Here is a 25,446-nt window from a genome sequence, read left to right as displayed (position 1 = left end):
CACCCTGATCAATTCAAAGGTGCCGCACGATATACATCTGCAGTCGGGAGTGCGCAGGCGGAAGGACGAATAACGGTCGCCTGAATCGGGGAAATTCGGGAAGGAATCATCATATTATTGTCTCCAGTTCGTCTCTAGATAAGCTTGGAAGCTGGCGGCGATTATACCGAATGCACCGCCGCCGCCATTCAATTTATCCGTAGATGCTAAAGACAAATCGGTAATTAGCGCCGCAGTAATTAACGCTTCAGGCCCTTGGGCAACGGGAAGATAACGTTTTCTTCCACGCCTTCCAGTGTACGCACGCTTTGCGCGCCGCACTCTTTCAGGCGGTCAATCACAGCCTGCACCAAAACCTCTGGGGCGGAAGCACCGGCGGTGAGGCCGATACGACGCTTGCCGCGCAACCAGTCAGGATTGATTTGCGATGCATTGTCGACCATATAGGCCGGTACGCCGCGCTTCTCGGCGACTTCACGCAAACGGTTGGAATTGGAGCTGTTCGGGCTGCCGACCACGATCACCAGGTCCACCTGCGGCGCCATGAATTTAACGGCTTCCTGGCGATTGGTGGTGGCGTAGCAAATGTCGGCTTTTTTCGGCTCGGAGATATTCGGGAAGCGGCTCTTCAATGCGGCGATCACGTCCGCGGTGTCATCTATCGACAAGGTGGTTTGCGTGACATAGGAAATCATGTCCGGATTGCGTACCTGCAATTTTTCCACATCGTCGACCGTTTCGACCAAATGCATGCCGTCTTCAATCTGGCCCATCGTGCCTTCGACTTCAGGATGGCCATCGTGACCAATCATGATGATCTCGCGACCGTCGCGGCGCATTTTTTCCACTTCGATATGGACCTTGGTAACCAGCGGGCATGTCGCGTCGAAGACACGCAAGCCACGCTTCTCGGCTTCGGCCTGCACCGCCTTGGACACGCCATGCGCGGAAAACACGACCGTATTGCCGGCCGGCACATCATCCAGCTCTTCAATAAAGATCGCGCCCTTGTTGCGCAAATCGGTCACCACATAGGCGTTATGCACGATCTCGTGACGAACGTAAATCGGCGCACCGAACTCGGTCAGTGCACGTTCCACGATTTCAATCGCACGATCCACACCGGCGCAAAAACCACGCGGCTGGGCCAGTAAAATTTCAGTGTCCATCTTTATCCTTTGATGCCCCGGCCCTCGCGACGCCAGGGCCGGCTAAATATTGTGTTGCAAACACCTGCAAGCAAACCAGCACTGCTTACAAAATACCAATGATCTTCACTTCAAACTGCAGCGACTGACCGGCCAGCGGATGATTGAAATCGAACAAGGCGGTTTCTTCATCGATCTCGCGCAGCACGCCGGCAAACTTGCCACCGCTGGGCGCGGCAAACTCAACCAGGTCGCCGATCACATAATCGTCGCCCGGCACCGAATTCTTATCCAGCACATTGCGCGACAGGCGCTGCAACAATTCCGGATTACGCGGACCGAAAGCCCGTTCCGGCGGCAAATCAAATGTCTGGTGTGTCCCTTCCGGCAAACCCAGCAGGCAAGCCTCAAGGAATGGTGCCAACTGCCCCTGTCCCAATTGTAAAGTGGCCGGATTTTCCGCAAAGGTGCTGACGATATCTTCCCCTGCGCTGGATGCGAGGCGGTAATGCAGCGTCAGGTAAGCGGTTTCCGTAACGACGGGCTGTAGTTCATTTGACATGGGAAAATTCCGAGTTGCACGACTAGCGCTATTTTAAGCCACCTTGCGCATTCCAGCCCTCCCATAATTGAAAGGACATAACAAACCGATAATTCTTTGCTGGCAGGAGGTAATCTTGGCAATCACAGACTGGCCGGAGCAAGACCGCCCGCGCGAACGCCTAATCAAGTATGGCCCGGCCGTTTTGACCGATGCAGAACTCTTGGCGATATTCCTGCGACTGGGTGTTGCGGGTAAAAGTGCGGTCGACCTGGCGCGCGACATGCTGAATCACTTTGGCTCACTGCATGCCTTGTTTTCCGCCAGCCTTGATGACTTTTCCCAACTGAATGGCCTTGGCCCGGCCAAATACGCGCAATTGCAGGCGGTACTGGAGTTGACGCGACGCTCCCTGGGCGAGGAATTGCAAATCGGCATTTCGCTGAATTCACCACAGGCGGTAAAAAAGTACCTGCAATTACTATTAGGCGGCAAGCAGTACGAAGCTTTTGCCGTACTCTTCCTGGACGTCAAGAATCGCCTGATCGCCTGCGAAGAATTATTCCGCAGCACCCTCACCCATACCAGCGTCTATCCGCGCGAAATCGTCAAGGAAGCACTGACACACAATGCGGCCAGCGTCATCCTCGCACACAACCACCCGTCCGGCTCATCCGAGCCCAGCGCCGCCGACCACAGCCTGACGCAAGCCCTGAAGCAGGCGCTGGCACTGATTGATGTGCGGGTGCTCGATCATTTCGTGGTTGGTGGTAAAAATGTCTATTCTTTTGCCGAACACGGACATTTATGAATTCCTGCCGGTCCGATGAGCCAGCAGCAGCGCCGGGCCTGGCGCCCGCTCTGTAAACCGCCCTTACCGGGGTATCGCTCACTTGTTACACAGTGCCTCTCAAATTGTTAAATATTGATAACGCACAAAGACACAATTATTTCACGCAAGTCATTGAATAAACTCGAATTTTTGGCTATACTCACTTTTTTTCCAATTCCGGAAATCTTTAGGAGCACAAATATGGCACGTGTCTGCCAAGTCACTGGGAAGGGGCCGATGGTCGGCAACAATGTTTCCCATGCAAACAACAAAACGAAACGTCGTTTTTTGCCTAACTTGCAAAATCGCCGCATTTTCGTTGAGTCCGAGAATCGCTGGGTTTCCCTGCGTCTGTCCAACGCCGGTTTGCGTGTAATCGACAAAATCGGCATTGATGCTGTTTTGGCTGATATGCGCGCTCGTGGCGAAAAAGTCTAACTAGCAGAATAAAGGAATAATCATGGCGAAATCAGGCCGCGACAAAATCAAGCTGGAATCGACCGCAGGCACGGGTCACTTCTACACCACGACTAAAAACAAGCGTACGACTCCGGAAAAAATGGCGATCATGAAATTCGATCCTAAAGTCCGTAAGCATGTTGAATACAAAGAAACCAAGATCAAGTAATCGATCTTTTGTTTCGCAGAGAAGCCGCTTCCTTGAAGCGGCTTTTTTTATTCCTGATGTTTAAGCGCCCTGGCCACGCCAACCTGTAAACTAGGCACTAGCAAAAAACCGGGCATCCGCAGGAAATATGAATCCAAACAAATTCTCCGATGAAGAAATCGCCGCCGTCTACAAGACCATCGGCGAGCGCCGCGATATGCGTCACTTCCTGCCCACCCCGTTGGCAGACGGCCAGCTGGAGCGCTTCATCCGTGCCGCACACATGGCACCCAGCGTCGGCCTGATGCAACCGTGGCGTTTCATACGCATCACCGATACCGGCCTGCGCAAGACCATACGGCAACATGTGGAAGAAGAGCGCATCGCCACCGCCGACGCACTGGCACAACGTTCGGATGAATTCATGCGCCTGAAAGTGGAAGGCATACTCTCTTGCGCCGAAGTACTGGTGGTCGGCTTAACGAATCAGCGCGAAAAATACATCTTTGGTCGCCGCACGATGCCGGAAATGGATCTCGCATCGGTGAGCTGTGCGATCCAGAACATGTGGCTGGCGGCGCGCGCCGAAGGCATCGGTCTCGGCTGGGTCTCCCTATTCGATCCCGAAAGCTTGCGCAAGCTGTGCTGCATGCCCGAGGGTAGCCGGCCGGTTGCGATTCTATGCCTGGGTCATGTGCAGGAATTTTATCCGGCACCGATGCTGGAAATGGAAGCCTGGGATAAGCGTAAGGCGCTCGATGAAATCGTTTACGAGAATTCCTGGAACACGCCATCACCTCGCACTGACTGATCAAGCCGCAGCGCAATCACATCACTTTTTCACACATCCACATACTGCGCTATCCATTTCCTTATCCCTGCCAACGAGCGGAATTCTGCGATGGAACGGCACTGGATATGTGGATGACGTGTCTTGAGCATGCGCGCCAGGGCTGCACCCGGCCCAAGCTCCAGCGCCATGGTCACGCCCGCTTCATCCAGGCTGTCCATTACTGCCTGCCAGCGTATCGGCTCGGCCAACTGGCGCGACAGATGGCCTGCCGCTGCATCTTTGTCCAGCAAACGCGCACCGGATATTCCTGCCAGTACCGGGAAGGCCGGCGCTTTGATCGCGCTGGATGTCAGTGCTTCTGCGAATGGTACGACCGCTGCCTGCATCCATGGCGTATGCGAAGCAATCTCTATCGGCAGGCGCGTGACCTTGCCGCCGGCATGCGCAATCGCTGTCTCCAGTGCGTCAGCTTGTTGCAGCAAACCACCGGCGATGATGGAGTCTTCATCGACTTCAATTGCCATGTAAAAACCATGTGCCTGCAACAAAGGCTGGATCTCTGACATCCGGACCAGGGATTGTGAGAGTGAAATGGCCAGCATCACTTGCGGCTGACCGTCAGCGATACATGCTTGCAGCAATCTGGCCCGCAAAGCTGCGAGCCTGATCGCCTCTTCCGCCGTCAAGGCACCCGCGACCGCCCATGATGCCAATTCGCCTATGCTGTAACCGGCCACGACGACAGGCTTGGGAATAATAGTTTTGACTGCTTCCCAGGTAGCAAGGATGGAGGCGACCACCAGCGGTTGTGCAATCGGATTGGCAAACAGGAGTTTGTCATCGCTCAGGATATCCTGCAGCGGGTGACCGCATAATTCTTCCAGCGGCCACGCTTGCAACAACTGGGCAGCACGCGCATCTTCGCGCGCCAGGTCAAACATGCCGGCATGCTGGTCGGCCTGGCCGGAACACAAAATAGCAACGCGATTCATCATCAAAATTCAACCTGCAAGCCGGGACGGTTTATGCAATGGCGGGTGCGAGTTGATACACCAGCCAACTGGCAGACAGCATATCCGCTGCACCGCCCGGTGACAAATCCCGGCTGACAAATAAGTGATGGCAAGCCAGCGCTGTCGCACGCCAGTCTGGATACGCACTGCCGCCCATCTGCATGAAGTCTTGTGCGGCCAGCCTGACCAGCGCTGCACCATCCGCCCCACCCCGATGATAAATATTCGTATCACTCATCTGTGCCATCAGGCTGAATAAGGTATCGATCTGCGCACTACTGGTATCGCGGCCCGCAGCAAACGATTGCAGTAATCGCGGCAAACCAATCTCGAACACGGCCGGAAACGCCTGTGCACCTTCCGCCCGCGCACCATGGACTGCATACAGGTGGGAGACACGGATACCATTCGACAATTTGGCAACGGAAGGACGCGCATGATCAGTTAAGGCCGTTCCCCACTGGCGGCGAATCACTGTACGCAAATTATCCGGAGTGAGGGGTAAAGACTGCGCATGGCAATAACCGGCTGCCGCACACAATATACCCAGCGAAAAGATAGCGCCGCGATGCGTATTGATGCCGCCGGTAGCTGCCAACATGCGGCGCTCGGCCTGCAGCCCCAGCTCTTTCAGGACATCAAAGGGCAGCGCTTGCGTACCGGCCTGCGCCATATGCTTAAAGTAGTGGCGCAAGGCGAACAGGCTACGCATGAACAAGTCCGCATCCATATCGCTATGACTGCCATTGTCGACAGGTGAAACCAGACCCGGTTTCGGATACAGCATCAGTTCCGCATGCAAGCTGCGAATGGCGCATACCGCGGTATGCAGGCAGGCGCTGCGCAGGGATGAACTGGCAGGCTCAGTTTCCCTTACAACGCCGGACGATGCTTTCAACACCCTGTCTGCTCGTTTCACGATAGCTCTTCCAGTTCAGACAATAAATCAGTGACATCCATCAGGTTCACGGTGCGCATGCTTTTCACCAAGACCTTTACCTTGTCCGGACTTTTAACGGCTTCCGCCCACTCTTTCCAGGCCACTGCATGCCCGGAGGGGAAAACTATTTCTCCATCCAGCGGCAAACTTTGCACATATTGCTGCAGCAGATGCAGGCCTTGCTGCAGTTGTGCATGCGTAGACGGATAGAACAAAACATCAATATCGGAAGTTGCCTTCACATAAGGCAAACCTGTTATCGCCTGTAAAGCAACGGAGCCATACACACGACACTCCAGTTGCGCTGCAGTCAGTTCATGCAACAAATCGGCAAACGCCGGCTGCCACGCGAGCGGCAATGCACTTGCGGCGTGCGCGCATGCCAGCGGTGCCTCATGCCGGGCAATATCGTCCGGATGCACGGAGAGCGGAATCCTGACCTTCCTACCACTATCCGCATCCGGCGGCAGCGCCAGGCCGACAGCCACAGTTGCCACCTCAAAACCTACATCACTACGACGTACCACCAGCGGCCAGTCATGCGCCGCCCAGCGTTCAATCTCCGGCAGCTGCGCTTTATCGGCCGACGCACATGCACGCTGCCAGCCCCGTTTGCTCAGCCAGATCCGGTTATGTCGGTACAACATCACGCGTTCCCAGTACGAGCTGCGTCACCGGCAATGACATCTTGCGCCCGCCCCGTTCCAAGCCGCGCGCACTACGGTGGTCAATACTGTCTGCCTGCTGCAAGGCGCGCGCCAGGCAGGATTCCAGGTCACCCTGCCAGATTGCTTCGACACCGCCCATGTTCAGGTAATTTTCCGCACCGGGCGCAAATACCGGATTGGCCTGCGCCAACTCGGTCAGTCGCTCCAGCGGCACCTTGGTAATACGTGCCATCGCGGCCAGGCCCATCACGCGGATTTCCGCTTCCGGTAATGCATAGCAGGCATCCGCCATCAAACCGCTGGTGATGAAGCCACCGGACAAGGCCTGGTCATATACCAGCCCTATCACTTTGTGGCCGCGACGCCGTGCGACGTCGATGCACTTGCCGAGGTGCGCCATATAGCGATTGATGCCGAGCATCTCGTCGCGATAACGCAAACGCTGGCCTTGCGTATCCACCAGGATCACCAATGGGCGGCCGGGGAAATTGTGCATCGTATCGATGATCGCATTCGCCTGTGCCAGCGCGATTTCCACGCCTATCGGCGTGTGGCCGGTGGTACCGATAACCGCCACCGTTTGCTGGTCGACCTTGGCGCTGCCACGCAAGAAGTAGTCATGCTCCACAATGTCATGTCCTTGTGGAAATAACTGTGTAGCAAGGGTTTGCCATTTCATCGCTGTTCTCCCGCCCGCTTGCCGGCAACCTTTTGCATGAAAGCCTCTGCTTCCAGCATAGGCAGGATTTCAGGATTCGCCACTCCCAGGCGCGACCAGATATCCATCGGTTCAGAGTAATTGCCGAAATCCTGCAGGCGTCGGTTCAATAGTGCGTGTTCTGACTCCAAGTCTTCCAGCGTCAGTTGTGCCGAATTTTGTTGATAGCGCATCAGCGTATCGAATGCAGCCTGGCGGAAAGCGGCAATATCATCCGGCAACACCGCACTGCAATCACCCAGCAGATAACGGTGTTTGCCACCGGTGGTCCGCCATACCAGTGCACGATCACGCGAATCGAATTCTTCCACGCCATGCGTGGTTTCGATTACTTCCGGTCCCGACATCGCCAGCCTGCCCTCTTCCGACATCAGGATGTCGTTCGCACAGCAGGCGACTATGCCCATGCCGCCGAAACAACCGTTGGCACCACCGACCAGTACGATCACAGGAATGTTTGCAGCACGTGTATCGAGTACCGCGCGCATGACTTCCGACACCGCGATCAAACCGGCATTGGCTTCATGCAAACGCACGCCACCGGTTTCCAACAGCAGGATCACACCATCCACACCCTCGCTGACCGCGCGCTTCAAGAGGCCGACCAGCTTCGCGCCATGCACCTCGCCAACCGCACCGCCCATAAAGCCACCTTCCTGCGCGGCTGCCAGCACCGTGCGTCCTTGCAGGGTGCCGCGTCCGATCACGATGCCATCATCAAATGAAGCCGGCGTATCCAGTTGCGCCAGGTGCGGACTGACAATTTGCAGGCTGGGCGGCAGGAATTCTTCAAACGAGCCGGCATCCAGCAAGGCATGGATGCGCTGGCGTGCATTCGCTTCCAGATAGCTGATCATGCTGTCGCTCCCATCACTGATTCCACCGCCTGATCCAGGCGCAGGCTGACTACCGCCGGCGTTGCGCCTGCGTCGTTGATCAGGATGCGTACATCCTGCAAGGACCAGCGCGCATGGAAGTCCGCGACCACCGCTTGCCAGATCGCACCGAAACCGACTGCTGCAGTTTTGATTTCAACTTCACAGCCACCGTTCAGGTCGATCGATTCGATCAAGACTTCCAGGTTGCCGGAACTGACTACGCCGACCATATTGGCTTGCGAGGCCAGGCGCCTGTCGCCTTTTTCAAAACGAAAATTCAAAGTTTCCATATCCAGTCCTACCAATTCCTGAAACGTTTAGGTGGTGCATATAAACCGCCGGAAGCACGTACCAGGTCCTTCATATTCTTGGCCGCCAGCAAATCGCGGGTTGCCATGCGCTTGTCTATGCCCATATCTTCGGCGCGCAGGATGATGCCGCGGTCGCGCAGGTTTTCCACCATCTTGCGGTCGCGCGCCATGCCGACCGCGGTATAACCGGCGACACCGCGTATCGCCTGCTCGCGTTCTTCTTCGGTACGGCACAGCAACAGATTGGCAATCCCTTCTTCAGTCAGGATATGTGTAACGTCGTCGCCATAAATCATGACCGGCGGGATATCCAGCTTGGCCTGCTCCGCCAACTGCCATGCATCGAGTTCTTCAACGAAGGCCGGCTGCATATGCTCGCGGAAGGTTTCGACCATCTGCACCACCAGCTTCTGGCCGCGCGGAATTTTTTTCTTGCCTTGCTGCGCCTGCTGGCCGGCCTTGAGCCAAGCCGGGCTCGAGTGTCGTCGGCCACGCGCATCCGAACCCATGTTGGGCGCACCACCAAAACCGGCAATGCGTCCAAGGGTCGCCGTAGAAGAATTCCCCTGCAAATCGATTTGCAAGGTCGAGCCGATAAACATATCGCAAGCGTAGTGCCCGGCGACCTGGCACATCGCGCGGTTGCTGCGCATAGAGCCATCACGCCCGACAAAAAATACATCCGGGCGTGACTCGATGTAGCGCTCCATGCCCAATTCGGAACCAAAGGAATGCACGGATTCAACGAAGCCGGCTTCAATCGCAGGGATCAGCGCCGGATGCGGATTCAACGCCCAGTGCCGCCCTATCTTTCCGCGCAATCCCAGCGACTCGGCATAGGTCGGCAGGATCAATTCAATTGCCGCAGTATCAAAACCAATGCCGTGATTGATACGCTCCACACCGTACTCGGCATAGATGCCCTTGATCGCCATCATCGCCATCAAGACCTGTACTTCGGAAATCAATGCAGGATCGCGTGTAAATAAAGGTTCGATGTAATGCGGGGTCGGTGCCTGCACCACGAAATCAACCCAGTCTGCAGGTACGTCAACACGTGGCAACACATCGACGATTTCATTGACTTGCGCAATCACGATGCCGTTCTTGAAGGCGGTCGCTTCCACAATGGCCGGTGTGTCTTCGGTATTCGGACCGGTGTATAAATTGCCGTGCCGGTCTGCCGCCTGCGCTGCAATCAAGGCGACGCGTGGTGTCAGGTCGATGAAATAACGGCCGAATAATTCAAGATAAGTATGGATCGCGCCTATATTGATTTTCCCGGCGGCCACCAGGCGCGCGAGCTGCGCGCCTTGCGGACCGGAAAAAGAAAAATCCAGCCTGGAGGCGATGCCCTTCTCGAACAAGTCCAGATGTTCGGGTAAAGCCAGCACCGACTGCAGCATGTGCAGATCATGCACCTGCGCCGGATCCAGCTGGCACAAGGCGGCAGCAAGGAAATCGGCCTGCTTCTGGTTATTGCCTTCGAGGCAGACGCGGTCACCTGATTCGATCACGCTATGCAACAACTCGACCATACGTTCGGCCTGCACCAGCTTGCCGCTGAGCGCGGCTCCCAGTTTGCCAGCCGCCCGCACCAGTCGCGCATCGCGGTTCTTCTGGCGATGATCCCACTCGCGCTTACTACCTTGCATTTACTTTTCTCCCATTAACATATCAGGCAACGCTGTTGCTACTTCAGGGAACAGGCATAGCAGGATCATCGCAGCAGCAGCCATTTCTACTTTTTGCGCCCATTAAGACGGAGTCACGCCCAACAACGGTGTACCAGCAAATGCACTCAAAATAGTTCTACGTGTCTGTGATGTGATGTCATGCCTTTCCCGTAGTTACAATGGATATATTTTTCAACTAAATGTTTTTATGGTTTATCCTTGTATACAAGATCTTATTATATGCATACATTGTCAAGCATAAAATCGTAATCAAAACCACAAGATTAGATTGTGAGATACACAGAAAACATGACGGACAACACTCAAACGCGATCAGAAACCTTGCGTGAGCAAATCGAAGAAATGATTGCCGTTGGGACACTCAAACCCGGGCAGCATCTCGATGAAACGGTATTGGCCGAACGCTTCGGCGTCTCGCGCACACCGATCCGGGAAGCGCTGATCCAGCTGGCGTCGATGGGCATCGTGGTGATACGTCCGCGCCGTGGTGCCATCGTGGCCGAGATTGGTCCGCAGCAATTGATAGAAATGTTTGAAGTGATGGCGGAACTGGAAGCCATGTGCGCCCGACTGGCGGCGCGCCGCATGAGTCCGGTGGAACACGCGGTATTGATGGCGACCCACCTGGCTTGCAAACAGGCACGTGATGACGCTGACTCAGACGCCTACTTTTACAAGAACGAAGAATTCCACCAGCAAATCTATATTGGTAGCAAAAACACCTTTCTCGAAGAACAGGCACGTGCGCTGCAGCGCCGCCTGCGTCCTTACCGCCGCCTGCAACTGCGGGTACGCAATCGCGTCACGGCATCGTTTGAAGAACATGGTGCCGTGGTCGATGCCATCATTGAAGGCAAAGGCGATCTTGCAGCCGAACTGTTACGCCAGCACATCATGATCCAGGGCCAGCGTTTCAGCGATCTGGTTGCATCACTCTCCGCGCTGGCCAGCGAAGCCTGATACCCGTTACGCCGGGCGCATATACAATATGCGTCCGGATCAGTGTTCAACACGCTGCCTGCTGCATCTCCACTTTCAAAATTTCAAGGACCAGGGAAACCGTGCGCCTACGCCCCGCCTCTCGCTTGCTGATTACCGACCCTGCAGACCGGGTCCTGCTGTTTTATTTCGAACATCGCAATGGTGCTTTGGCCGGACAAAGCTACTGGGCCACACCCGGTGGTGGCGTCGAAGGTGATGAAAGCTTTGAAGAGGCGGCCATCCGCGAGTTGTGGGAAGAGACAGGAATACAGGTCACCGAAGTCGGTCCCGAGATTGCGCAGCGCCAGTTGATACTGCAATTACCAAATGGCGAATACGTCAATGAAGACGAACGTTACTTCCGCATTCGCGTCAGCGACACGCAGTTATCGCGTAGCGGCTGGACTGCGGCAGAAGTTGAATGCATGACAGCGCATCACTGGTGGTCACAAGCCGAGCTGGAACAAACCACCGAACAGGTATGGCCGGAAAACCTGATCGCCATGCTGCAAGCCAACGCAACGACCAATGCATAACTTGAATATACGCTGCGCCCGGGCTGACGATATAGAGCGCATCATGGACCTGGAAGACGGCGGCTTCCACCAGCGCATCCAGGAAGATAAAAGCGTGATGCTGGAACGCATGTACCATTTTCCTGCAGGCTTCCTTGTATTGGCGAATGACAGCGATATGGCTACTGGCTATCTGTGTTCGGAACTCTGGGACAACGATGGTACTTTGCATGAAGCAGCATTTGCACTGGGCCACGACATCAAGGACACCCATAGGGCAGATGGCAGCCAGCTCTACATTTCATCCATGACTGTCGCCCGCGAATATCGTGGCAGCGGACTGGGCAAGAAATTCTTCCAGCAATCGGTGCATATGCTACGCACACAATTGACGCATGTACGCGGTTCCATCCTCTTGCTCAGTGCCGAATGGACAGGCGCACACAAGATTTACCAGGACAGCGGTTACACCGAAATCGCGCGCCTGAAGGATTTCTTCGCATCGATTGCAACGCATGATGCGGACGCCATCATCATGCAAACGCAATTTGGTGAAGAGCGCTAAAACAGAAAGCACACTATGTACGCATTATTCGCATGGGAAACAGGACAACAAAAAGGCGGCATAGGTGACCTGCTGACGATGGGCTCTGTCGATGAATGCCAAAAGACTTTCCAAACCTTCGTGACCTCGCTCAGCAATCCGGCAATAGGCGAGATCATCGATATGTACACGCTGAAGATCGTCCTGCGCGCCAGCATGATCGCCAGCAAGGATGCGCGCCTGCCGGACTGGGTCGCGCCCAGCGGCTGGCTCATTGAATGGGTCAAGCCGCAAGCCGGCAACAAATAAAACCACCGCTCAAAGCAGTGCATGCCCACATTTGAGCATGAAATGAAATTCCTTACCTATCAATAACATAGGTCACTTGCCCTGGGGTTATCCACAAGCATGTGCACACAAAACGGGGATAACTTTATTAGTTATGCACATTACAGCGTGCTGGTAACTTTTGTTCTGCTGATGCTGTTCACTCTCCGTGGAGAAGTGCGTTGCCGGGGGTGGCCCGGCGGCCACTCACTTTTCTTGTCTCGCCAAGAAAAGTAAGCAAAAGAAAGCGACCACGGCGCCGCTGCCCCTACGGGGGCCCCGTTTGTGCAAGACAAAAAATGGGAAGCGGACGAAACTCGCTGCGCTCAGACAACGTCCACTTCTTTTTCCATTTTCTGCCCCGCACAAACGGCATCGTCACAGTGGACTAACAACCACAGCCTCTTTACTAGCAACGCACATACTTTCCTTCAACAAGGCTGCTGCTTTTGACGTTCCCGCATCTGGCGTTGCCAAGGCAAGCGGTTGTCAGACGGGTCCAACGGCGCAAACATGTCTGAGCGAAGCTTTAGCGTAGCGAGTTGGTTTGCGACGCCGGCTGGCAATCGCTTGCCTTGGGGACCCGCGCAGCGGGCAACGACTCCTGCGGTCGCCTTTCTTTGCTTACTTTCTTTGGCGAAGCAAAGAAAGTGAGTAGCCGCCGGGCTACCCCCGGCATACCAACTCTCCACGGAGAAAGAACAACATCAACAACAAATCACTAAATAAAACAGACAATAAAAAAGCCCGCATAAGCGGGCTTTTTTATTCAATACATCAACTTACTTAAGCGTAGCTGCGCAGGCGCAAGGAGAAATCACGCAAAGCAGTAATGCCCGACGCTTCAGCGCGTGCACACCAGTCTTGCAACTGATGCAGCAACTGATCACGGCTGGCGTGTGAACGCTCCCAGATCGCACCCAACTCAACACGCATTTCATGCATCGTTTTGAGTGGCTTGCTGTGTGCGAACAATGTCGTCAATTGTTCTTTATGCGGCGCTTCCAGTTTATTTGGTTCGCGATGCAAGAGCTTCTTCGTCGAACGCAGGAAACCTGATTCCAGCTGTGCTTTTTCTTTCAGGTGTTCGACTTCATCGTGCCAGGTCTGCTTCAGCGATTTCGCATATTTTGCAGTCACATCATAACGATTCGCGATGACGGATTGCAGGGTGTCGAAATCCAGATGCAATTTGGCCGGATCGAACTTCGGTTGCGGTGCAACTTTCTTGACCTTGGCCAGGCCGACTGTTTCCAGCATGCGGATATACATCCAGCCGATATCGAACTCATACCATTTGGCCGACAGCTTGGCCGAGGTACCAAAGGTATGATGGTTATTGTGCAGCTCTTCACCACCGATCAGGATACCGATCGGGAAGATGTTGGTTGCCGCATCATTGCATTCGTAGTTGCGGTAACCCCAGTAGTGGCCAATACCGTTGATGATGCCGGCTGCGGTGATAGGAATCCATGCCATCTGCAAGGCCCATACCGACACACCGATCACACCAAACAATGCGACGTTGATGAACAACATCAGCACGATACCGGTCGCGCTGCGGCCAGTGTAAATATGACGTTCGACCCAGTCGTCAGGCGTACCGTAACCATACTTTTCCATGGTTTCCATATTTTTCGACTCGGCGCGGTACAACTCGGCGCCTTCGAAAAATACTTTCTTGATACCGCGGGTGACCGGGCTGTGCGGATCTTCTTCGGTTTCGCATTTGGCGTGGTGCTTGCGATGGATCGCAACCCACTCTTTGGTAACCATACCGGTGGTCAGCCACAACCAGAAACGGAAGAAATGACTAGGGATCGGATGCAAGTCCAGTCCACGGTGCGTGGCGCTGCGATGCAAATAGATCGTGACGGCTGCAATCGTGATGTGAGTCACGGCAAGCGCGTAGAAAAACACTTCCCAACCGCTGGCGCGGGTCAGGCCGTTAGCTAAAAAATCGAGTACTGCGTCAATCATTGTGGCTCCAATATGAATGCCATAGATATATGGTCTCCCCTAGATGGTAGCGCTTTATGGAAAAGCTAGGGCTATCTGGCAAATTTTCGAGACGAATTATAGCCTTTTTAAGAGCCTATATCCGATTTTGCGGGGTTTTTCGCAGTATTTAAACGTTCTTTTATCGGTCCGTATTGCTCGTCAATCAACCTTATTTCACGTTGCGGGAACGGAACATTGATCTCGTTTGCCTGAAATGATCGCCAGATTGCACGATTGACATCAGACAAGACAGTGCCTCGCCCGTCCAGCTCATTTACCCAAAAGCCCAGTTGCAAGTCGATCCCGTCGGCACCAAAGGCCACCATGGTGGCTCCCGGTACGCGGTCCGGCCCCTTGCGCACTTTCTCTACGCCAAGTGCGGCCTCTTCCAGCAAACGCAATGCCAAATCGATATCAGTCCGATAATCCACTGAAATGCGGGTTGTCAATTGCACCACAGTGTCGCTCAGCGACAGATTCTGTACCGCATTTGAGACAAACAAGTCATTCGGCAAAATGGTGTCGCTGCCATCGCCGCCGCGCAGCACGGTATAGCGGGTATTGATCTGGGCCACACGGCCGGTGAATTTATCCATCGTGACGGTATCGCCTATGGTCATGCTGCGCTCGAGCAGGATGATGAAGCCGGAGACATAGCTGCTGGCGATCTTTTGCAAGCCGAGACCAAGACCGACGCCCAGCGCACCGCCGAATACCGACAGCACGGTCAGGTCGATACCCACCATCGACAGGCTGACCAGCAAGGCAATCAGGATCAGTACCGCACGGCTCATGCGCGACAGCACAGCACGCATCGACGAATGCATGCCGTCGAGGCGCATCAGGCGCTCTTCGATCATGGCGGAAGCCCACAAGGCGATGATCAGCGTCACGCCGACCGAGACGACGGCCTGCAGCATCGTCATCATCGAGACTTTATGTTTACCGAGCGGGACAAAGGTGTCGTCGAGGAATTCGACGATGTCCGGCAGCACACCGGTGATGTGCAAGGCCACCACGATCCAGACCAGTGTCGCGAAGCTTCTTTCGAATAGCAGGACGAAGGCACTGGTCTTGCCGCCACGCGCAAACACGCGCCGCATGACATAGAAAGCCAGCCGTATCAGCGCAAACGAGGCGACCAGCGGCATCACCACGCGCAGGACATCGACCCCGTCGACACCATCCAGGCGTTCGAGGATGGCTTTCGCAATCGCCAGCAATAACCAGGTCAGCAAAGGCCACAAAACCCGCGTAAAACTTTCTACTCCGAGACGCCGCAGTGCATTCTGTTGCGGCTCCTTGGTCGCCAGCAAATTACGTACGATGCGGGCGATCCCCCAAGCCAGTGCAAAACACAACACCATGGCAATCAGTTGCCAGCGCAAACCCGGGATACCCAGGTCGGTCCACAAATCAGTCCAGAGCGTAGAGAGCAGGTTTTGTTTCATTTATTTTTTACGTTCGAGTACCGCCGCAAAAAAACCATCGGTGTGATGCAAGGCCGGCGACAGCTTCAGATAATCATCCATCTTCAAATCTATCTTTTGCTCGGCCAGCACTTCACTCATAGGAATCAAAACGAAATCGTCGCGTGATGCGAGGAAGCCGGCGACGATCGCTTCGTTTTCTTCATCCAGAATACTGCAGGTTGCATACACCAGGCGACCACCGGCTTTGACCAGACGTGCCGCACCGGCGAGGATGGAAGCCTGCTTTTCATTTAACTCTACCAGCGATTGCGGGGTCTGACGCCATTTCACATCCGGATTACGACGCAAGGTACCGAGGCCGCTACATGGCGCATCGACCAGTACGCGATCAATTTTGCCGGCCAGGCGTTTCACCTTGGCATCGTTTTCATGCGCGATTTGCACCGGATGTACGTTCGACAGGCCACTGCGTGCCAGGCGCGGCTTCAGCTTGGCCAGGCGTTTTTCCGAGATATCAAAAGCGTACAGGCGACCGGTATTGCGCATTGCCGCACCCAGCGACAAAGTCTTGCCACCGGCACCGGCGCAGAAATCGACCACCATTTCACCGCGTTTCGCACCGACGATTTGCGACAGCAACTGGCTGCCTTCGTCCTGCACTTCAATGGAACCGTTCTTGAACAGCGGCAGGTTTTGCAAAGCCGGTTTCTTGATAATGCGGATGCCCAAAGGAGCATATGGCGTAGGCTCACACAGGATAGGCGCTTCAGCCAAAGCCGTGATCACGTCTTCACGTGTCGCCTTGATTGCATTCACACGCAAATCCAGTGGTGCCGGCTGGTTCACTGCATGCGCCAGTTCAAGCGCAGTGGCTTCACCGTCACGTGCAACCAGTTTTTCAAACAGCCATTCCGGCATATTCGAACGCAGGAGCGATGGCAACAAGGTGCGATCGATTTGCATCACATGGTTCAGCCATTCGGTTTCTTCTTCGGTCAGCCCACCCAATGCTTCAACGCCGACTGCATCGGCCAGGCCGAGCAAGGTCATTCGACGCATGGTCGGACCGTTTCCGGATTCGGCAAAGCTGGTGTACACAGCTTTATTACGCAACAAACCGTAAACCGCTTCGGCCACCACGCCGCGTTCGCGTGAACCCAGTTTTGGATGGTCGCGGAAATAACGCGATAAGGTACCGTCAGCCGGGCCGGTAAAACGCAGGATCTCGCGTAATACTTCTTCGGTGTTATTAATGATCGCGGGAGGCAATCTCATGCACTTTCCTTCATAAAATATTTTGTCTGTCAGGACATTCAGCAAACGCCGACCAGGCAAGCTATTGATTAGCCAGCTTGCGCTTCGCTTGCGTCCGGACCAATACGCACTACACCGTCATGCACGGACAAACGTCCATCCAGGAAGCAGCGTATCGCGCGGGGATAAATAATGTGTTCCTGTTCCAGCACACGTGCGGCCAGGCTTTCTTCGGTATCGTCGGCCAGCACCGGCACCGCCGCCTGCGCCACGATAGGACCATGGTCCAGCTCTGCAGTTACAAAATGCACGGTCGCGCCATGCAATTTGACCCCGGCCGCCAGCGCCTGTCTGTGCGTTGCCAAACCAACAAAACTTGGTAACAGCGACGGGTGGATATTCAGCATGCGATCGGCATAATGCGCGACGAAAGGTGTCGTCAACACCCGCATAAAGCCAGCCAAAACCACCAAATCCGGCGCAAAAGAGTCGATCTTGCTTTGCAAGGCCGCATCAAAGGCCTCTCGGCTCGGATAGTCTTTATTGGCGACTACCAGGGTAGGAATCCCGTGTTCGGCGGCGTAGGCCAAACCCGATGCATCCGCCTTATTGCTGATGACGGCCGCAATCCGTGCCGGCCATTCTTCATTTTGCGCAGCGCGGATGATGGCCCGCATATTACTGCCGCGCCCCGAAATCAAAATGACGATTCTTCTCATGGCGCGCATTGTACCGTACCGCGGGCCTATCGGACCGAAGCCGGAAAGCAGCGTGCGCAACTATACATGCCGGATTTGCTGGCCAAACAACGCTTGCGACTAGGGAAAAAGGAGCGAATTTGCCCTGAATTCAGGCGAAGTAGCGAGCCGCCAGGCACCAGCGGCTGCGTAGATTTTGCTTACTGGAAGGAATAAAACACGCGGAAGGCGATTTTTTTGTCAGCCCAGAAATCGGCTGCATCGCGGAACACGTCAAGCAGGGTTTCGCGTGCTTCCTTGTCGAACTTTGGTGTATTTGGCAATTGTTCCAGCACCACCAGGAAACCCGGCTGCGGTCCGGCTTTATGCGCCAGGCTGGTCAGGCAGTCGGACAAGGCATCGAAATTCTTGCCAAAATGCTTGGGAAACTGGAATGCCTCCGCTATCGCGGCCAATACCTGCTGCTTGGTAGTCGCATGCGCACAATGTGCATACAGGAAGTGCTGTCCAAGATGCGCAGCTTCAGCCTGCAAATCGGCGACACGGAACGCTCGGATCGACTGCACTACATTGAGCGGCACGGTTTTAAACAAACTCATTTATCCCTCATCTCCAGCAATTTATTATTAACAGAACACACCCCGCTCACTCTATGACTCTTTTGAAGCTTCTATAGTGATCGGCGGTGTAATAATATTCGCGCGGCTTGCTCTTCTCGCCCCCGGTAATGATGCGTCTCGCACCGCGATTGCGGGCGCGCGGCGTTTTTACAGTGTATTCACGGTAATAACCACGCTTTTGCTGCGGCAAAACCTTTTCATAATTGCCAAATACCGAACCATCCTTGTCGTAAGGGAAAGGCCCGCCCTGGCGAATCATGGCGATGGTTTGCTGCGCTTCCCGCGGCAAATCATTAACTGAAACAACACCCAGCGCACCGGAATCGAAAGCAAAAGCGTTGTAAGAAAGTAAGAATGTAGCGAAAAACAGGAAAAAACGTGTGATGAATTTAACTTTCACCGAAATTCCTTCACTTAATAATTGACGCATCCTATTGACGCACTCTATCAAATTGAGGCGTCCAATACCCGAGAGTAACGTGTTGTGTTGTCCGAATCAACACGTAATTGCTTGACAAGCCGGGAATTCCCAAGAGTCTAGACGACAGCGTTTTCGGCCTGGCCAGTGTCCTGGGTAGAGAAAAATGACAGGATTTCGGTCTTGTGCGCGAGCGCATCCTTGCGCCCGAGATTGATCAGCTCGCAGGTGTAGCTTTTTTCAAACAACAGGTAGGAAGCCAATGCCGCACCGCGCACTTCGGCACCACCTATACCGGATAAGAGCATGCGCACCGGACGTGGCAGGCTGCTGATGTGACGACTTGCAATTGTGTCAAGTCTTTCCGATGGGGCAATGGTTAGCATCTCTATCGGCCGCAAGGGCGTCTTGCTTCTTTGCTCATCGGTCAATACCGACAAGGTTTGATTGATGCGATTCATGCGCTCAATATCGCCGGCGATACTATCGAGAAAAATGCTGGATAGTGCATGACCGGCAATTTGCGCCAGGCTCGGGTATTGCGCATTCAGCGACTGGTCCAGCGCCGGCTCCATCAAACGTCCGGCTCCGATCACCAGTACCTTGTCGGCCCCCAGATGGATAGCCGGTGAAATCGGTGCCAGTTGGCGCATCGAACCATCGCCAAAATACTCGCGTCGCCCTTCACAAAAAATCGGCGTGGCCGGGAAGATCAATGGAATCGCTGACGAAGCCAGCAAATGCTCGACCCCGATCTGGCTGCGTATCGCCACGCGCTGCGTTCGCACCCAGGGTTCAATATCGACTTCACTCTGATAAAAGGTCATATGCTTGCCGGCGGTATATGAAGAGGCTGTCACCGCCAGTGCATGCAGTTTTCCATCCGCCAGCGCCGCATCCAGGCGCGGCAGGTTCAGCATGCGGTTCAGCAGGCTGACCAATGGGGTATTGTCGAGCAGGGAATTCGGCGGGTTGGCTTTCCAGGTGCGCAACAACCAGCCAAAGGACAGCAGCGACAACCACTTCGCGCCGGAACGCAGGACGCCCAGCGAGTCAGCGCGATAGACCTGTTCCGCAGTAAAGTTTTCCCACACATGCACGACCCGTTTCAGGCCGGGGAAAAAATCATCGGCATGGCAGGCCAGCGCGGTCGCATTGATGGCACCGGCAGAAGTGCCGCAAATAATGTCGTAAGGATTTTTCTCCGGTGCCCAACCGGCTTCGCACAAGATGGTCGATACCGCTTCCAGCACGCCAACCTGATAAGCCGCGCGCGCACCGCCTCCGGTCAATACCAGGCCAATTTTCTTTTGATCTCGCATAGCCACCAATTATTCAGGCCTTTCGGATGTCGGACAAGCAGGCGCGATACTTAGCATCAGTCTCCCTTTGCAATTCCTTCGCGACGCGGATCTGCGCCGCCAAACCAGACTTCTTCACCGTGCACATTCAAACGCATAATGCCTTGCAAGCCGGAAGTTTGCTCGACCACTTGTATTTCATGTTTTTTCTCGATCAGGGCATTGAACAGTGACCGCGGCACGCGACCGCGTTCCAGTTCGGTCGGACCGTTGCGACTGCCGACGTTCGGCAAATCGATCGCCTGCTGCACCGTGAGGCCCCAATCCATCATGCCAACCAACACTTTTCCGACATAGTTAATGATGTAAGCACCACCCGGCGAACCAACGGCCAGTACCAGTTTCTTCGTGCCCTTTTCAAACACGAAGGTCGGCGCCATCGAGCTGCGTGGCCGCTTGCCCGGCTGCACGCGGTTCGCAATCAAACCATTCGCATCGCTGGGGTCAAAGGAAAAATCCGTCAATTCATTATTCAACAGGAAACCGTCGACCATCTGGCGCGAACCAAAACCGTTTTCTATCGTAGTGGTCATCGATACCGCATTGCCTTGGCCATCGACTACCGAGATATGCGAAGTCGATGGCAGTTCCGGTGAAGTGGTCGTACCCCAGGCCAGGCGGGTATTGAAAGGATCACCCGGCTGCGCCTTGCCCATCGAAGTATCGCTGATCAGGGCGGCGCGGCGCGCCAGGTATTTTTTATCCAGCATGGGCAAGGCGCTACCGCCGGGCAATGGGATGAAGTCGGGGTCGGCAATATAGCGATCCCGGTCCGCATAAGCGAGGCGTCCCGCTTCCGAAAACAGATGCACCGCATTCGCATTCCATTCGCCATTGACCGGCGGGAAAGCTCCGATGTTTTTCTTTTCCAGGATGCCGAGTATTTGCGCAATCGCTATCCCACCCGAAGAAGGTGGCGGCATGCCACACACCGTCCAGGCTTTGTAATCGCTGCAAATAGGTTCGCGCACCCTGGCTTTGTAGTGGGCAATATCGTGCAGGCTCATGTCACCCGGATTAGTCGGATGCAGCGCTACCTTGCTTGCGATATCGCGCGCAATCTCACCTTTGTAAAAAGCATCGGCACCGTCGCGCGCAATTGTTTTCAAAGTGGCGGCCAGTGCCGGATTCTTCAGCAAATAACCGACCGGCCGCGGCTTGCCCTGCGCGTCGTAAAAGTAAGCGGCAGCTACCGGATCTTGTTTCAGATAGGTTTCTGATTGCAGCAAGATGGCCAGGCGCGGACTGACGGCGAAGCCATCGGTCGCCAGCTTGATCGCGGGATTGAATAAAGTCGCCCATGGCAATTTGCCGTACTGCTTGTGCGCCATTTCCAGCATGCGTAACACGCCGGGTACACCAACCGCACGCCCGCCTACCACCGCTTCATGGAAAGGCATGGCCTTGCCATCAGCGGCCTGGAATAATTTACCGGTCACATTCTTCGGAGCAGTTTCCCTACCGTCAAAAGCCAGTACGCGCGCGCCATCAAAATGCAACATGAAAGCACCACCACCCAAGCCCGATGATTGCGGCTCGACCAGGCCCAGCACCATTTGTGTGGCGATCGCGGCATCGACTGCGGAACCACCCGCCTTCAACATTTGGTAGCCGGCATCCACCGCCAATGGGTTGGCAGCCGCCACCATATACTTCTTCGCAACCCAACCGCTCTTTTCGGTGTAACCGCTGCTGCCTTCCGGTTCAATCGGGATGTAAGGCTTGACTACAGGGGCGCTGCCGCACCCGGCAAGCAAGGCAGACAATACGGCGGCAAGAACGGTCGTTTTAATCATGCAAAATCCCGGAGAAGCAAAGAGGAAGGCGAAAGCTGCGCTCCCAGTGTAAACCGCTTGCGCCTGACTGTCAGTTTGTTAAACAGGCGTTTTGCACTTCCGATCAAAAATATAAGGCATGTATATATGCATATGGATAAAGAAAAAGCAGCCGGGGCTGCTTTTCCTCAACACATATCGCCAGTCGTTTAAGGCCGGGTCGGTGTCACCGGTGCCGAATCAACCGGTACCACGATGGTTGCAGCCGGCGTCACGATAGTGACATTCGTCACACTGTCGACCACTTGCAAACCGGTGGCAGGCAACAAAGGCACGATCAGCAAGGCGACGATATTGATGATCTTGATCAGCGGATTGACGGCAGGACCGGCGGTATCCTTGTAGGGATCACCAACCGTATCACCGGTCACCGCAGCCTTGTGCGCTTCCGAACCTTTGCCGCCGTGATTGCCGTCTTCAATGTACTTCTTCGCGTTATCCCATGCACCACCGCCGGTGGTCATCGAAATCGCAACGAAGATACCGGTGACGATCGCACCCATCAGCAAACCGCCAAGCGCGGCCGGTCCGAGGATCAGGCCAACCAGGATAGGCACCACCACCGGCAGCAACGATGGAATGATCATTTCCTTGATGGCGGCGGTGGTCAGCATATCGACCGCCTTGTCATATTCCGGTTTGCCGCTGCCATCCATGATGCCCTTGATGTCGCGGAACTGGCGTCGCACTTCCACCACCACCGCACCGGCGGCGCGCCCCACCGCTTCCATCGCCATCGCACCAAACAGATAAGGAATCAGGCCGCCGATGAAGAGGCCGACAATCACCATCGGATTGGAGAGATCAAAGGAAGTACTCTTGCCAACCGAATCCAGTGCATGCGTGTAGTCGGCAAACAGCACCAATGCGGCCAGGCCGGCAGAGCCAATCGCGTAACCCTTGGTCACGGCCTTGGTGGTATTGCCGACTGCATCCAGCGGATCGGTAATCGCACGCACTGATTCCGGCATGCCGGACATTTCGGCGATACCGCCGGCGTTATCGGTAATCGGACCATATGCATCGAGCGCCACGATGATGCCTGCCATCGACAGCATTGCGGTCGCAGCAATCGCGATCCCGTACAAACCACCGAGCCAGTAGGAAGCCAGGATGGCGGCGCAGACCGATACTACCGGCCATGCGGTGGAACGCATCGAAACACCGAGACCGGCGATGATGTTAGTACCATGACCGGTGGTCGAGGCTTGCGCCACATGTTGTACCGGCTTGAAATCGGTGCCGGTGTAGTACTCGGTGATGTAGACCATCAAACCGGTCAGGACGATACCAACGACTGCCGAACCCATCATCGCAAGCTGGAATTCCGGCGGGATCACCAGCCAGGTCACGACAGCGAAACCGATCAGCGACAAACCGGCGGCCCACCATAAACCGGTGTACAGCGCCGACATGATTTTCTTGCCCGGCTTGGCCTTGACCATAGCACAGCCGACGATGGAAGCCAGGATGGACACACCACCTAGCAAGAGCGGATAAATCGCCGCCTGTAATTCCATGCCCTGCATCACCAGCGTACCCAGCAACATGGTTGCGATCAGCGTCACCACATACGTTTCAAACAGATCGGCGGCCATCCCGGCGCAATCACCGACGTTGTCGCCGACATTATCTGCAATCACCGCAGGATTACGCGGATCGTCTTCAGGAATGCCCGCTTCCACCTTGCCGACCAAATCGGCACCGACGTCTGCACCCTTGGTGAAAATACCGCCACCGAGCCGGGCAAAAATCGAAATCAGCGAAGCGCCGAACGCGAGGCCGATCAACGGTGTAATCACATCATGCAAGGTCAGGTGATACGCCCCGGCGCCGCTCGCAATTGCGGTCAGGATCAGGAAGAAAATCGCGACGCCGAGCAAACCCAGGCCGACCACCAGCATGCCGGTAATCGCACCACCCTTGAACGCTACGTCGAGTGCTTCGTTCATACCCTTGGTTGCCGCCTGTGCGGTACGCACATTGGCCCGTACCGAGACATTCATGCCGATGAAACCGCAGGCACCGGACAATACCGCGCCGGTCAGGAAGCCTATCGCGGTTATCAGGCCGAGGCCCGGCACCAATGCAATGATGATGAACAAGACGACGCCGACGATGGCAATCGTGCGGTACTGGCGCGCCAGATAGGCGGCAGCACCCTGTTGTATGGCGGCGGCAATTTCCTGCATGCGTTCATTGCCGGCGTCTTGCTTGAGGATCCAGCTACGTGAGATCAGGCCATAGACGACGGCAATAATGCCGCACGCAATGGCGAACCATAGACTTAATGCCATATCGACTCCTCCTGTTTTTTCACGACTAAGTTGACCACTACGACAATGCAACAGACATAAAGATGTTCCGTGCTAACTGCGTACTGCAAAACTTTCTGTCGCCCTTTTTATTATTGGGTAGGGTCTGCCAGGGCTGGCTGAATTTGTTACCTGAGTCTGTTGCGGGATTGCTTCCCTGATTCTGTTAGTACTGCATCAATACAATACCGATGCTATAGCGATAAGGCAATTTGAGCAAATAAGAAAAAAGCGGACATAGTGTCCGCTTTCCTTGTTTAACCTGCCAACGCTGCAAACGCGCTGTCACGTATTTGATCGACCGGGCCGACGCCGGCGATCTTGCGATACTTCGGCGCGCCCGGCTGACCGGAAGCTGCCCATTGGTTGTAGTAACCAACCAACACTTCGGTCTGCTCGTGGTACACGGACAAACGCTTTTTGACCGTTTCTTCCTTGTCGTCATCGCGTTGGATCAATTCTTCACCGGTCAGGTCATCCTTGCCTGGCACTTTCGGTGGATTGAATTTCACGTGGTATGTACGACCCGATGCCGGATGCACACGACGACCGCTCATGCGCTCGACGATGGCTTCGTCAGGGACGTCGATTTCCAAGACGTAATCGATGGCCACGCCGGCTTCCTTCATTGCATCCGCTTGCGGGATGGTGCGTGGGAAACCGTCAAACAAATAACCTTTCGCGCAATCCGCTTCTTTCAGCCTATCCTTGACCAGGCCGATGATGATGTCATCCGACACCAGGCCGCCTTCGTCCATGATTTTTTTCGCAGCGATACCGAGCGGCGTGCCGGCCTTGACCGCAGCGCGCAACATGTCGCCGGTCGAAATTTGCGGGATATTGAATTTATCTTTGATGAAACCAGCTTGCGTGCCCTTACCGGCACCAGGCGCTCCTAAAAGGATGAGGCGCATGAAATTTCCCTAAAACGAGTTTTTGAATTCTATTACCGAAGGGCGCTAATGCGGCACCGGAGGATAGTCGTGATTTATAGATTT

27 protein-coding genes are annotated in these 25,446 nt (G+C 55.0%); 8 read left to right on the top strand and 19 right to left on the bottom strand.

Translation table 11 applies throughout. The annotated features are described in order from the left end of the window. Positions 1-239: 239 nt before the first annotated feature. Positions 240-1,169, bottom strand: coding sequence for a 4-hydroxy-3-methylbut-2-enyl diphosphate reductase (gene ispH, locus ACFQPC_RS01125; protein WP_382269820.1), 930 nt, complete (start codon positions 1,167-1,169; stop codon positions 240-242). A gap of 85 nt (positions 1,170-1,254) precedes the next feature. Then, entirely contained in the window at positions 1,255-1,710 is a 456-nt protein-coding gene (locus ACFQPC_RS01120; protein WP_382269819.1) for an FKBP-type peptidyl-prolyl cis-trans isomerase, read from the bottom strand. A gap of 115 nt (positions 1,711-1,825) precedes the next feature. On the opposite strand from ACFQPC_RS01120, the gene radC reads away from it, so the two are divergent. The 4 genes from radC to bluB all read left to right on the top strand — a co-directional run bounded on the left by radC (position 1,826) and on the right by bluB (position 3,939). Next, positions 1,826-2,500 (top strand): RadC family protein, encoded by a 675-nt coding sequence (radC, locus tag ACFQPC_RS01115; protein WP_382269818.1) that lies wholly within the window; start codon positions 1,826-1,828, stop codon positions 2,498-2,500. A gap of 222 nt (positions 2,501-2,722) precedes the next feature. Further along, entirely contained in the window at positions 2,723-2,959 is a 237-nt protein-coding gene (gene rpmB, locus ACFQPC_RS01110) for a 50S ribosomal protein L28 (protein ID WP_041296590.1), read from the top strand. 22 nt (positions 2,960-2,981) lie between these two features. Beyond that, positions 2,982-3,149 carry a 50S ribosomal protein L33 gene (gene rpmG / locus ACFQPC_RS01105; RefSeq protein ID WP_012080405.1) on the top strand — a complete coding sequence of 56 codons (168 nt, stop codon included), beginning with the start codon at positions 2,982-2,984 and terminating at the stop codon, positions 3,147-3,149. Between the two features lie 127 nt (positions 3,150-3,276). Next, the gene (gene bluB, locus ACFQPC_RS01100; RefSeq protein WP_382269817.1) at positions 3,277-3,939 is read left to right on the top strand and encodes a 5,6-dimethylbenzimidazole synthase; all 663 of its coding nucleotides are present in this window, start codon (positions 3,277-3,279) and stop codon (positions 3,937-3,939) included. A 29-nt stretch (positions 3,940-3,968) separates the two neighbouring features. Here bluB and ACFQPC_RS01095 read toward each other — a convergent pair whose 3' ends face one another. From ACFQPC_RS01095 to mdcA, 7 genes are read right to left on the bottom strand one after another with little or no spacing between them, the layout of a single operon-like run. Beyond that, entirely contained in the window at positions 3,969-4,916 is a 948-nt protein-coding gene (locus tag ACFQPC_RS01095) for an ACP S-malonyltransferase (RefSeq protein ID WP_382269816.1), read from the bottom strand. 28 nt (positions 4,917-4,944) lie between these two features. Further along, entirely contained in the window at positions 4,945-5,853 is a 909-nt protein-coding gene (gene mdcB / locus ACFQPC_RS01090) for a triphosphoribosyl-dephospho-CoA synthase MdcB (protein WP_382269815.1), read from the bottom strand. Next, positions 5,850-6,521, bottom strand: a complete 672-nt coding sequence (gene mdcG / locus ACFQPC_RS01085; RefSeq protein WP_382269814.1) for a malonate decarboxylase holo-[acyl-carrier-protein] synthase — start codon at positions 6,519-6,521, stop codon at positions 5,850-5,852. The genes mdcB and mdcG overlap by 4 nt, the downstream gene beginning before the upstream one ends. After that, a complete protein-coding gene (locus tag ACFQPC_RS01080; RefSeq protein ID WP_382269813.1) occupies positions 6,505-7,221 on the bottom strand; it encodes a biotin-independent malonate decarboxylase subunit gamma in 717 nt (238 codons plus the stop codon). Before ACFQPC_RS01080 ends, mdcG begins: the two co-directional genes overlap by 17 nt. Continuing rightward, the gene (locus ACFQPC_RS01075; RefSeq protein ID WP_382269812.1) at positions 7,218-8,117 is read right to left on the bottom strand and encodes a biotin-independent malonate decarboxylase subunit beta; all 900 of its coding nucleotides are present in this window, start codon (positions 8,115-8,117) and stop codon (positions 7,218-7,220) included. The genes ACFQPC_RS01080 and ACFQPC_RS01075 overlap by 4 nt, the downstream gene beginning before the upstream one ends. Further along, positions 8,114-8,428 (bottom strand): malonate decarboxylase acyl carrier protein, encoded by a 315-nt coding sequence (mdcC, locus tag ACFQPC_RS01070; RefSeq protein WP_382269811.1) that lies wholly within the window; start codon positions 8,426-8,428, stop codon positions 8,114-8,116. Before mdcC ends, ACFQPC_RS01075 begins: the two co-directional genes overlap by 4 nt. An 8-nt stretch (positions 8,429-8,436) precedes the next feature. Beyond that, positions 8,437-10,104: a malonate decarboxylase subunit alpha gene (gene mdcA, locus ACFQPC_RS01065; protein ID WP_382269810.1), complete on the bottom strand. Its 1,668-nt coding sequence runs from the start codon at positions 10,102-10,104 to the stop codon at positions 8,437-8,439. A 330-nt stretch (positions 10,105-10,434) separates the two neighbouring features. Here mdcA and ACFQPC_RS01060 point away from each other — a divergent pair, with 330 nt between their 5' ends. From ACFQPC_RS01060 to ACFQPC_RS01045, 4 genes are all read left to right on the top strand, one after another. Further along, positions 10,435-11,106, top strand: coding sequence for a GntR family transcriptional regulator (locus ACFQPC_RS01060; RefSeq protein ID WP_382269809.1), 672 nt, complete (start codon positions 10,435-10,437; stop codon positions 11,104-11,106). Positions 11,107-11,207: 101 nt separating this feature from the next. Then, entirely contained in the window at positions 11,208-11,663 is a 456-nt protein-coding gene (locus tag ACFQPC_RS01055; protein WP_382269808.1) for an NUDIX hydrolase, read from the top strand. Then, positions 11,656-12,207, top strand: a complete 552-nt coding sequence (locus tag ACFQPC_RS01050; protein ID WP_382269807.1) for a GNAT family N-acetyltransferase — start codon at positions 11,656-11,658, stop codon at positions 12,205-12,207. The genes ACFQPC_RS01055 and ACFQPC_RS01050 overlap by 8 nt, the downstream gene beginning before the upstream one ends. Before the next feature lie 15 nt (positions 12,208-12,222). Then, positions 12,223-12,495 (top strand): hypothetical protein, encoded by a 273-nt coding sequence (locus ACFQPC_RS01045; RefSeq protein ID WP_382269806.1) that lies wholly within the window; start codon positions 12,223-12,225, stop codon positions 12,493-12,495. An 804-nt stretch (positions 12,496-13,299) separates the two neighbouring features. Here the strand turns inward: ACFQPC_RS01045 and ACFQPC_RS01040 are convergent. From ACFQPC_RS01040 to adk, 10 genes are all read right to left on the bottom strand, one after another. Further along, a complete protein-coding gene (locus ACFQPC_RS01040; RefSeq protein WP_382269805.1) occupies positions 13,300-14,493 on the bottom strand; it encodes a DesA family fatty acid desaturase in 1,194 nt (397 codons plus the stop codon). A gap of 107 nt (positions 14,494-14,600) precedes the next feature. Then, positions 14,601-15,965, bottom strand: a complete 1,365-nt coding sequence (locus ACFQPC_RS01035) for a mechanosensitive ion channel family protein (protein ID WP_382269804.1) — start codon at positions 15,963-15,965, stop codon at positions 14,601-14,603. Then, the gene (locus tag ACFQPC_RS01030; RefSeq protein ID WP_382269803.1) at positions 15,966-17,222 is read right to left on the bottom strand and encodes an RsmB/NOP family class I SAM-dependent RNA methyltransferase; all 1,257 of its coding nucleotides are present in this window, start codon (positions 17,220-17,222) and stop codon (positions 15,966-15,968) included. It abuts the gene before it with no gap. A 68-nt stretch (positions 17,223-17,290) separates the two neighbouring features. Next, complete coding sequence (gene purN / locus ACFQPC_RS01025) at positions 17,291-17,920, bottom strand: phosphoribosylglycinamide formyltransferase (protein WP_382269802.1); 630 nt, start codon at positions 17,918-17,920, stop codon at positions 17,291-17,293. Positions 17,921-18,099: 179 nt separating this feature from the next. Then, positions 18,100-18,498, bottom strand: a complete 399-nt coding sequence (locus ACFQPC_RS01020; protein ID WP_012080423.1) for a barstar family protein — start codon at positions 18,496-18,498, stop codon at positions 18,100-18,102. 46 nt (positions 18,499-18,544) lie between these two features. Continuing rightward, positions 18,545-18,919 carry a guanyl-specific ribonuclease gene (locus ACFQPC_RS01015; RefSeq protein WP_382269801.1) on the bottom strand — a complete coding sequence of 125 codons (375 nt, stop codon included), beginning with the start codon at positions 18,917-18,919 and terminating at the stop codon, positions 18,545-18,547. Between the two features lie 137 nt (positions 18,920-19,056). Beyond that, on the bottom strand, positions 19,057-20,259 hold the full coding sequence (locus tag ACFQPC_RS01010; RefSeq protein WP_382269800.1) for a patatin-like phospholipase family protein: 1,203 nt from the start codon (positions 20,257-20,259) through the stop codon (positions 19,057-19,059). 56 nt (positions 20,260-20,315) lie between these two features. Next, complete coding sequence (gene ggt, locus ACFQPC_RS01005; protein WP_382269799.1) at positions 20,316-22,094, bottom strand: gamma-glutamyltransferase; 1,779 nt, start codon at positions 22,092-22,094, stop codon at positions 20,316-20,318. A gap of 188 nt (positions 22,095-22,282) precedes the next feature. After that, a complete protein-coding gene (locus ACFQPC_RS01000) occupies positions 22,283-24,430 on the bottom strand; it encodes a sodium-translocating pyrophosphatase (protein ID WP_382269798.1) in 2,148 nt (715 codons plus the stop codon). Between the two features lie 275 nt (positions 24,431-24,705). Beyond that, on the bottom strand, positions 24,706-25,362 hold the full coding sequence (adk, locus tag ACFQPC_RS00995; protein WP_382269797.1) for an adenylate kinase: 657 nt from the start codon (positions 25,360-25,362) through the stop codon (positions 24,706-24,708). Positions 25,363-25,446 lie beyond the last annotated feature (84 nt).

Origin of the sequence: Herminiimonas glaciei (assembly GCF_042664955.1) — a bacterium.
GTDB lineage: Bacteria > Pseudomonadota > Gammaproteobacteria > Burkholderiales > Burkholderiaceae_D > Oxalicibacterium > Oxalicibacterium glaciei.
The sequence above is the reverse complement of the archived record's forward strand: the minus strand, read 5'-3'. Positions and strand labels throughout refer to the sequence as shown.

Excerpts from the sequence above, each read along its gene's own strand:
- ispH (WP_382269820.1), bottom strand. The coding sequence starts at position 1,169 with ATGGACACTGAAATTTTACTGGCCCAGCCGCGTGGTTTTTGCGCCGGT.
- ACFQPC_RS01120 (WP_382269819.1), bottom strand. The coding sequence starts at position 1,710 with ATGTCAAATGAACTACAGCCCGTCGTTACGGAAACCGCTTACCTGACG.
- rpmB (WP_041296590.1), top strand. The coding sequence starts at position 2,723 with ATGGCACGTGTCTGCCAAGTCACTGGGAAGGGGCCGATGGTCGGCAAC.
- rpmG (WP_012080405.1), top strand. The coding sequence starts at position 2,982 with ATGGCGAAATCAGGCCGCGACAAAATCAAGCTGGAATCGACCGCAGGC.
- bluB (WP_382269817.1), top strand. The coding sequence starts at position 3,277 with ATGAATCCAAACAAATTCTCCGATGAAGAAATCGCCGCCGTCTACAAG.
- ACFQPC_RS01095 (WP_382269816.1), bottom strand. The coding sequence starts at position 4,916 with ATGATGAATCGCGTTGCTATTTTGTGTTCCGGCCAGGCCGACCAGCAT.
- mdcG (WP_382269814.1), bottom strand. The coding sequence starts at position 6,521 with ATGTTGTACCGACATAACCGGATCTGGCTGAGCAAACGGGGCTGGCAG.
- ACFQPC_RS01080 (WP_382269813.1), bottom strand. The coding sequence starts at position 7,221 with ATGAAATGGCAAACCCTTGCTACACAGTTATTTCCACAAGGACATGAC.
- ACFQPC_RS01075 (WP_382269812.1), bottom strand. The coding sequence starts at position 8,117 with ATGATCAGCTATCTGGAAGCGAATGCACGCCAGCGCATCCATGCCTTG.
- mdcC (WP_382269811.1), bottom strand. The coding sequence starts at position 8,428 with ATGGAAACTTTGAATTTTCGTTTTGAAAAAGGCGACAGGCGCCTGGCC.
- mdcA (WP_382269810.1), bottom strand. The coding sequence starts at position 10,104 with ATGCAAGGTAGTAAGCGCGAGTGGGATCATCGCCAGAAGAACCGCGAT.
- ACFQPC_RS01060 (WP_382269809.1), top strand. The coding sequence starts at position 10,435 with ATGACGGACAACACTCAAACGCGATCAGAAACCTTGCGTGAGCAAATC.
- ACFQPC_RS01050 (WP_382269807.1), top strand. The coding sequence starts at position 11,656 with ATGCATAACTTGAATATACGCTGCGCCCGGGCTGACGATATAGAGCGC.
- ACFQPC_RS01045 (WP_382269806.1), top strand. The coding sequence starts at position 12,223 with ATGTACGCATTATTCGCATGGGAAACAGGACAACAAAAAGGCGGCATA.
- ACFQPC_RS01040 (WP_382269805.1), bottom strand. The coding sequence starts at position 14,493 with ATGATTGACGCAGTACTCGATTTTTTAGCTAACGGCCTGACCCGCGCC.
- ACFQPC_RS01035 (WP_382269804.1), bottom strand. The coding sequence starts at position 15,965 with ATGAAACAAAACCTGCTCTCTACGCTCTGGACTGATTTGTGGACCGAC.
- ACFQPC_RS01030 (WP_382269803.1), bottom strand. The coding sequence starts at position 17,222 with ATGAGATTGCCTCCCGCGATCATTAATAACACCGAAGAAGTATTACGC.
- purN (WP_382269802.1), bottom strand. The coding sequence starts at position 17,920 with ATGAGAAGAATCGTCATTTTGATTTCGGGGCGCGGCAGTAATATGCGG.
- ACFQPC_RS01020 (WP_012080423.1), bottom strand. The coding sequence starts at position 18,498 with ATGAGTTTGTTTAAAACCGTGCCGCTCAATGTAGTGCAGTCGATCCGA.
- ACFQPC_RS01010 (WP_382269800.1), bottom strand. The coding sequence starts at position 20,259 with ATGCGAGATCAAAAGAAAATTGGCCTGGTATTGACCGGAGGCGGTGCG.
- ggt (WP_382269799.1), bottom strand. The coding sequence starts at position 22,094 with ATGATTAAAACGACCGTTCTTGCCGCCGTATTGTCTGCCTTGCTTGCC.
- ACFQPC_RS01000 (WP_382269798.1), bottom strand. The coding sequence starts at position 24,430 with ATGGCATTAAGTCTATGGTTCGCCATTGCGTGCGGCATTATTGCCGTC.
- adk (WP_382269797.1), bottom strand. The coding sequence starts at position 25,362 with ATGCGCCTCATCCTTTTAGGAGCGCCTGGTGCCGGTAAGGGCACGCAA.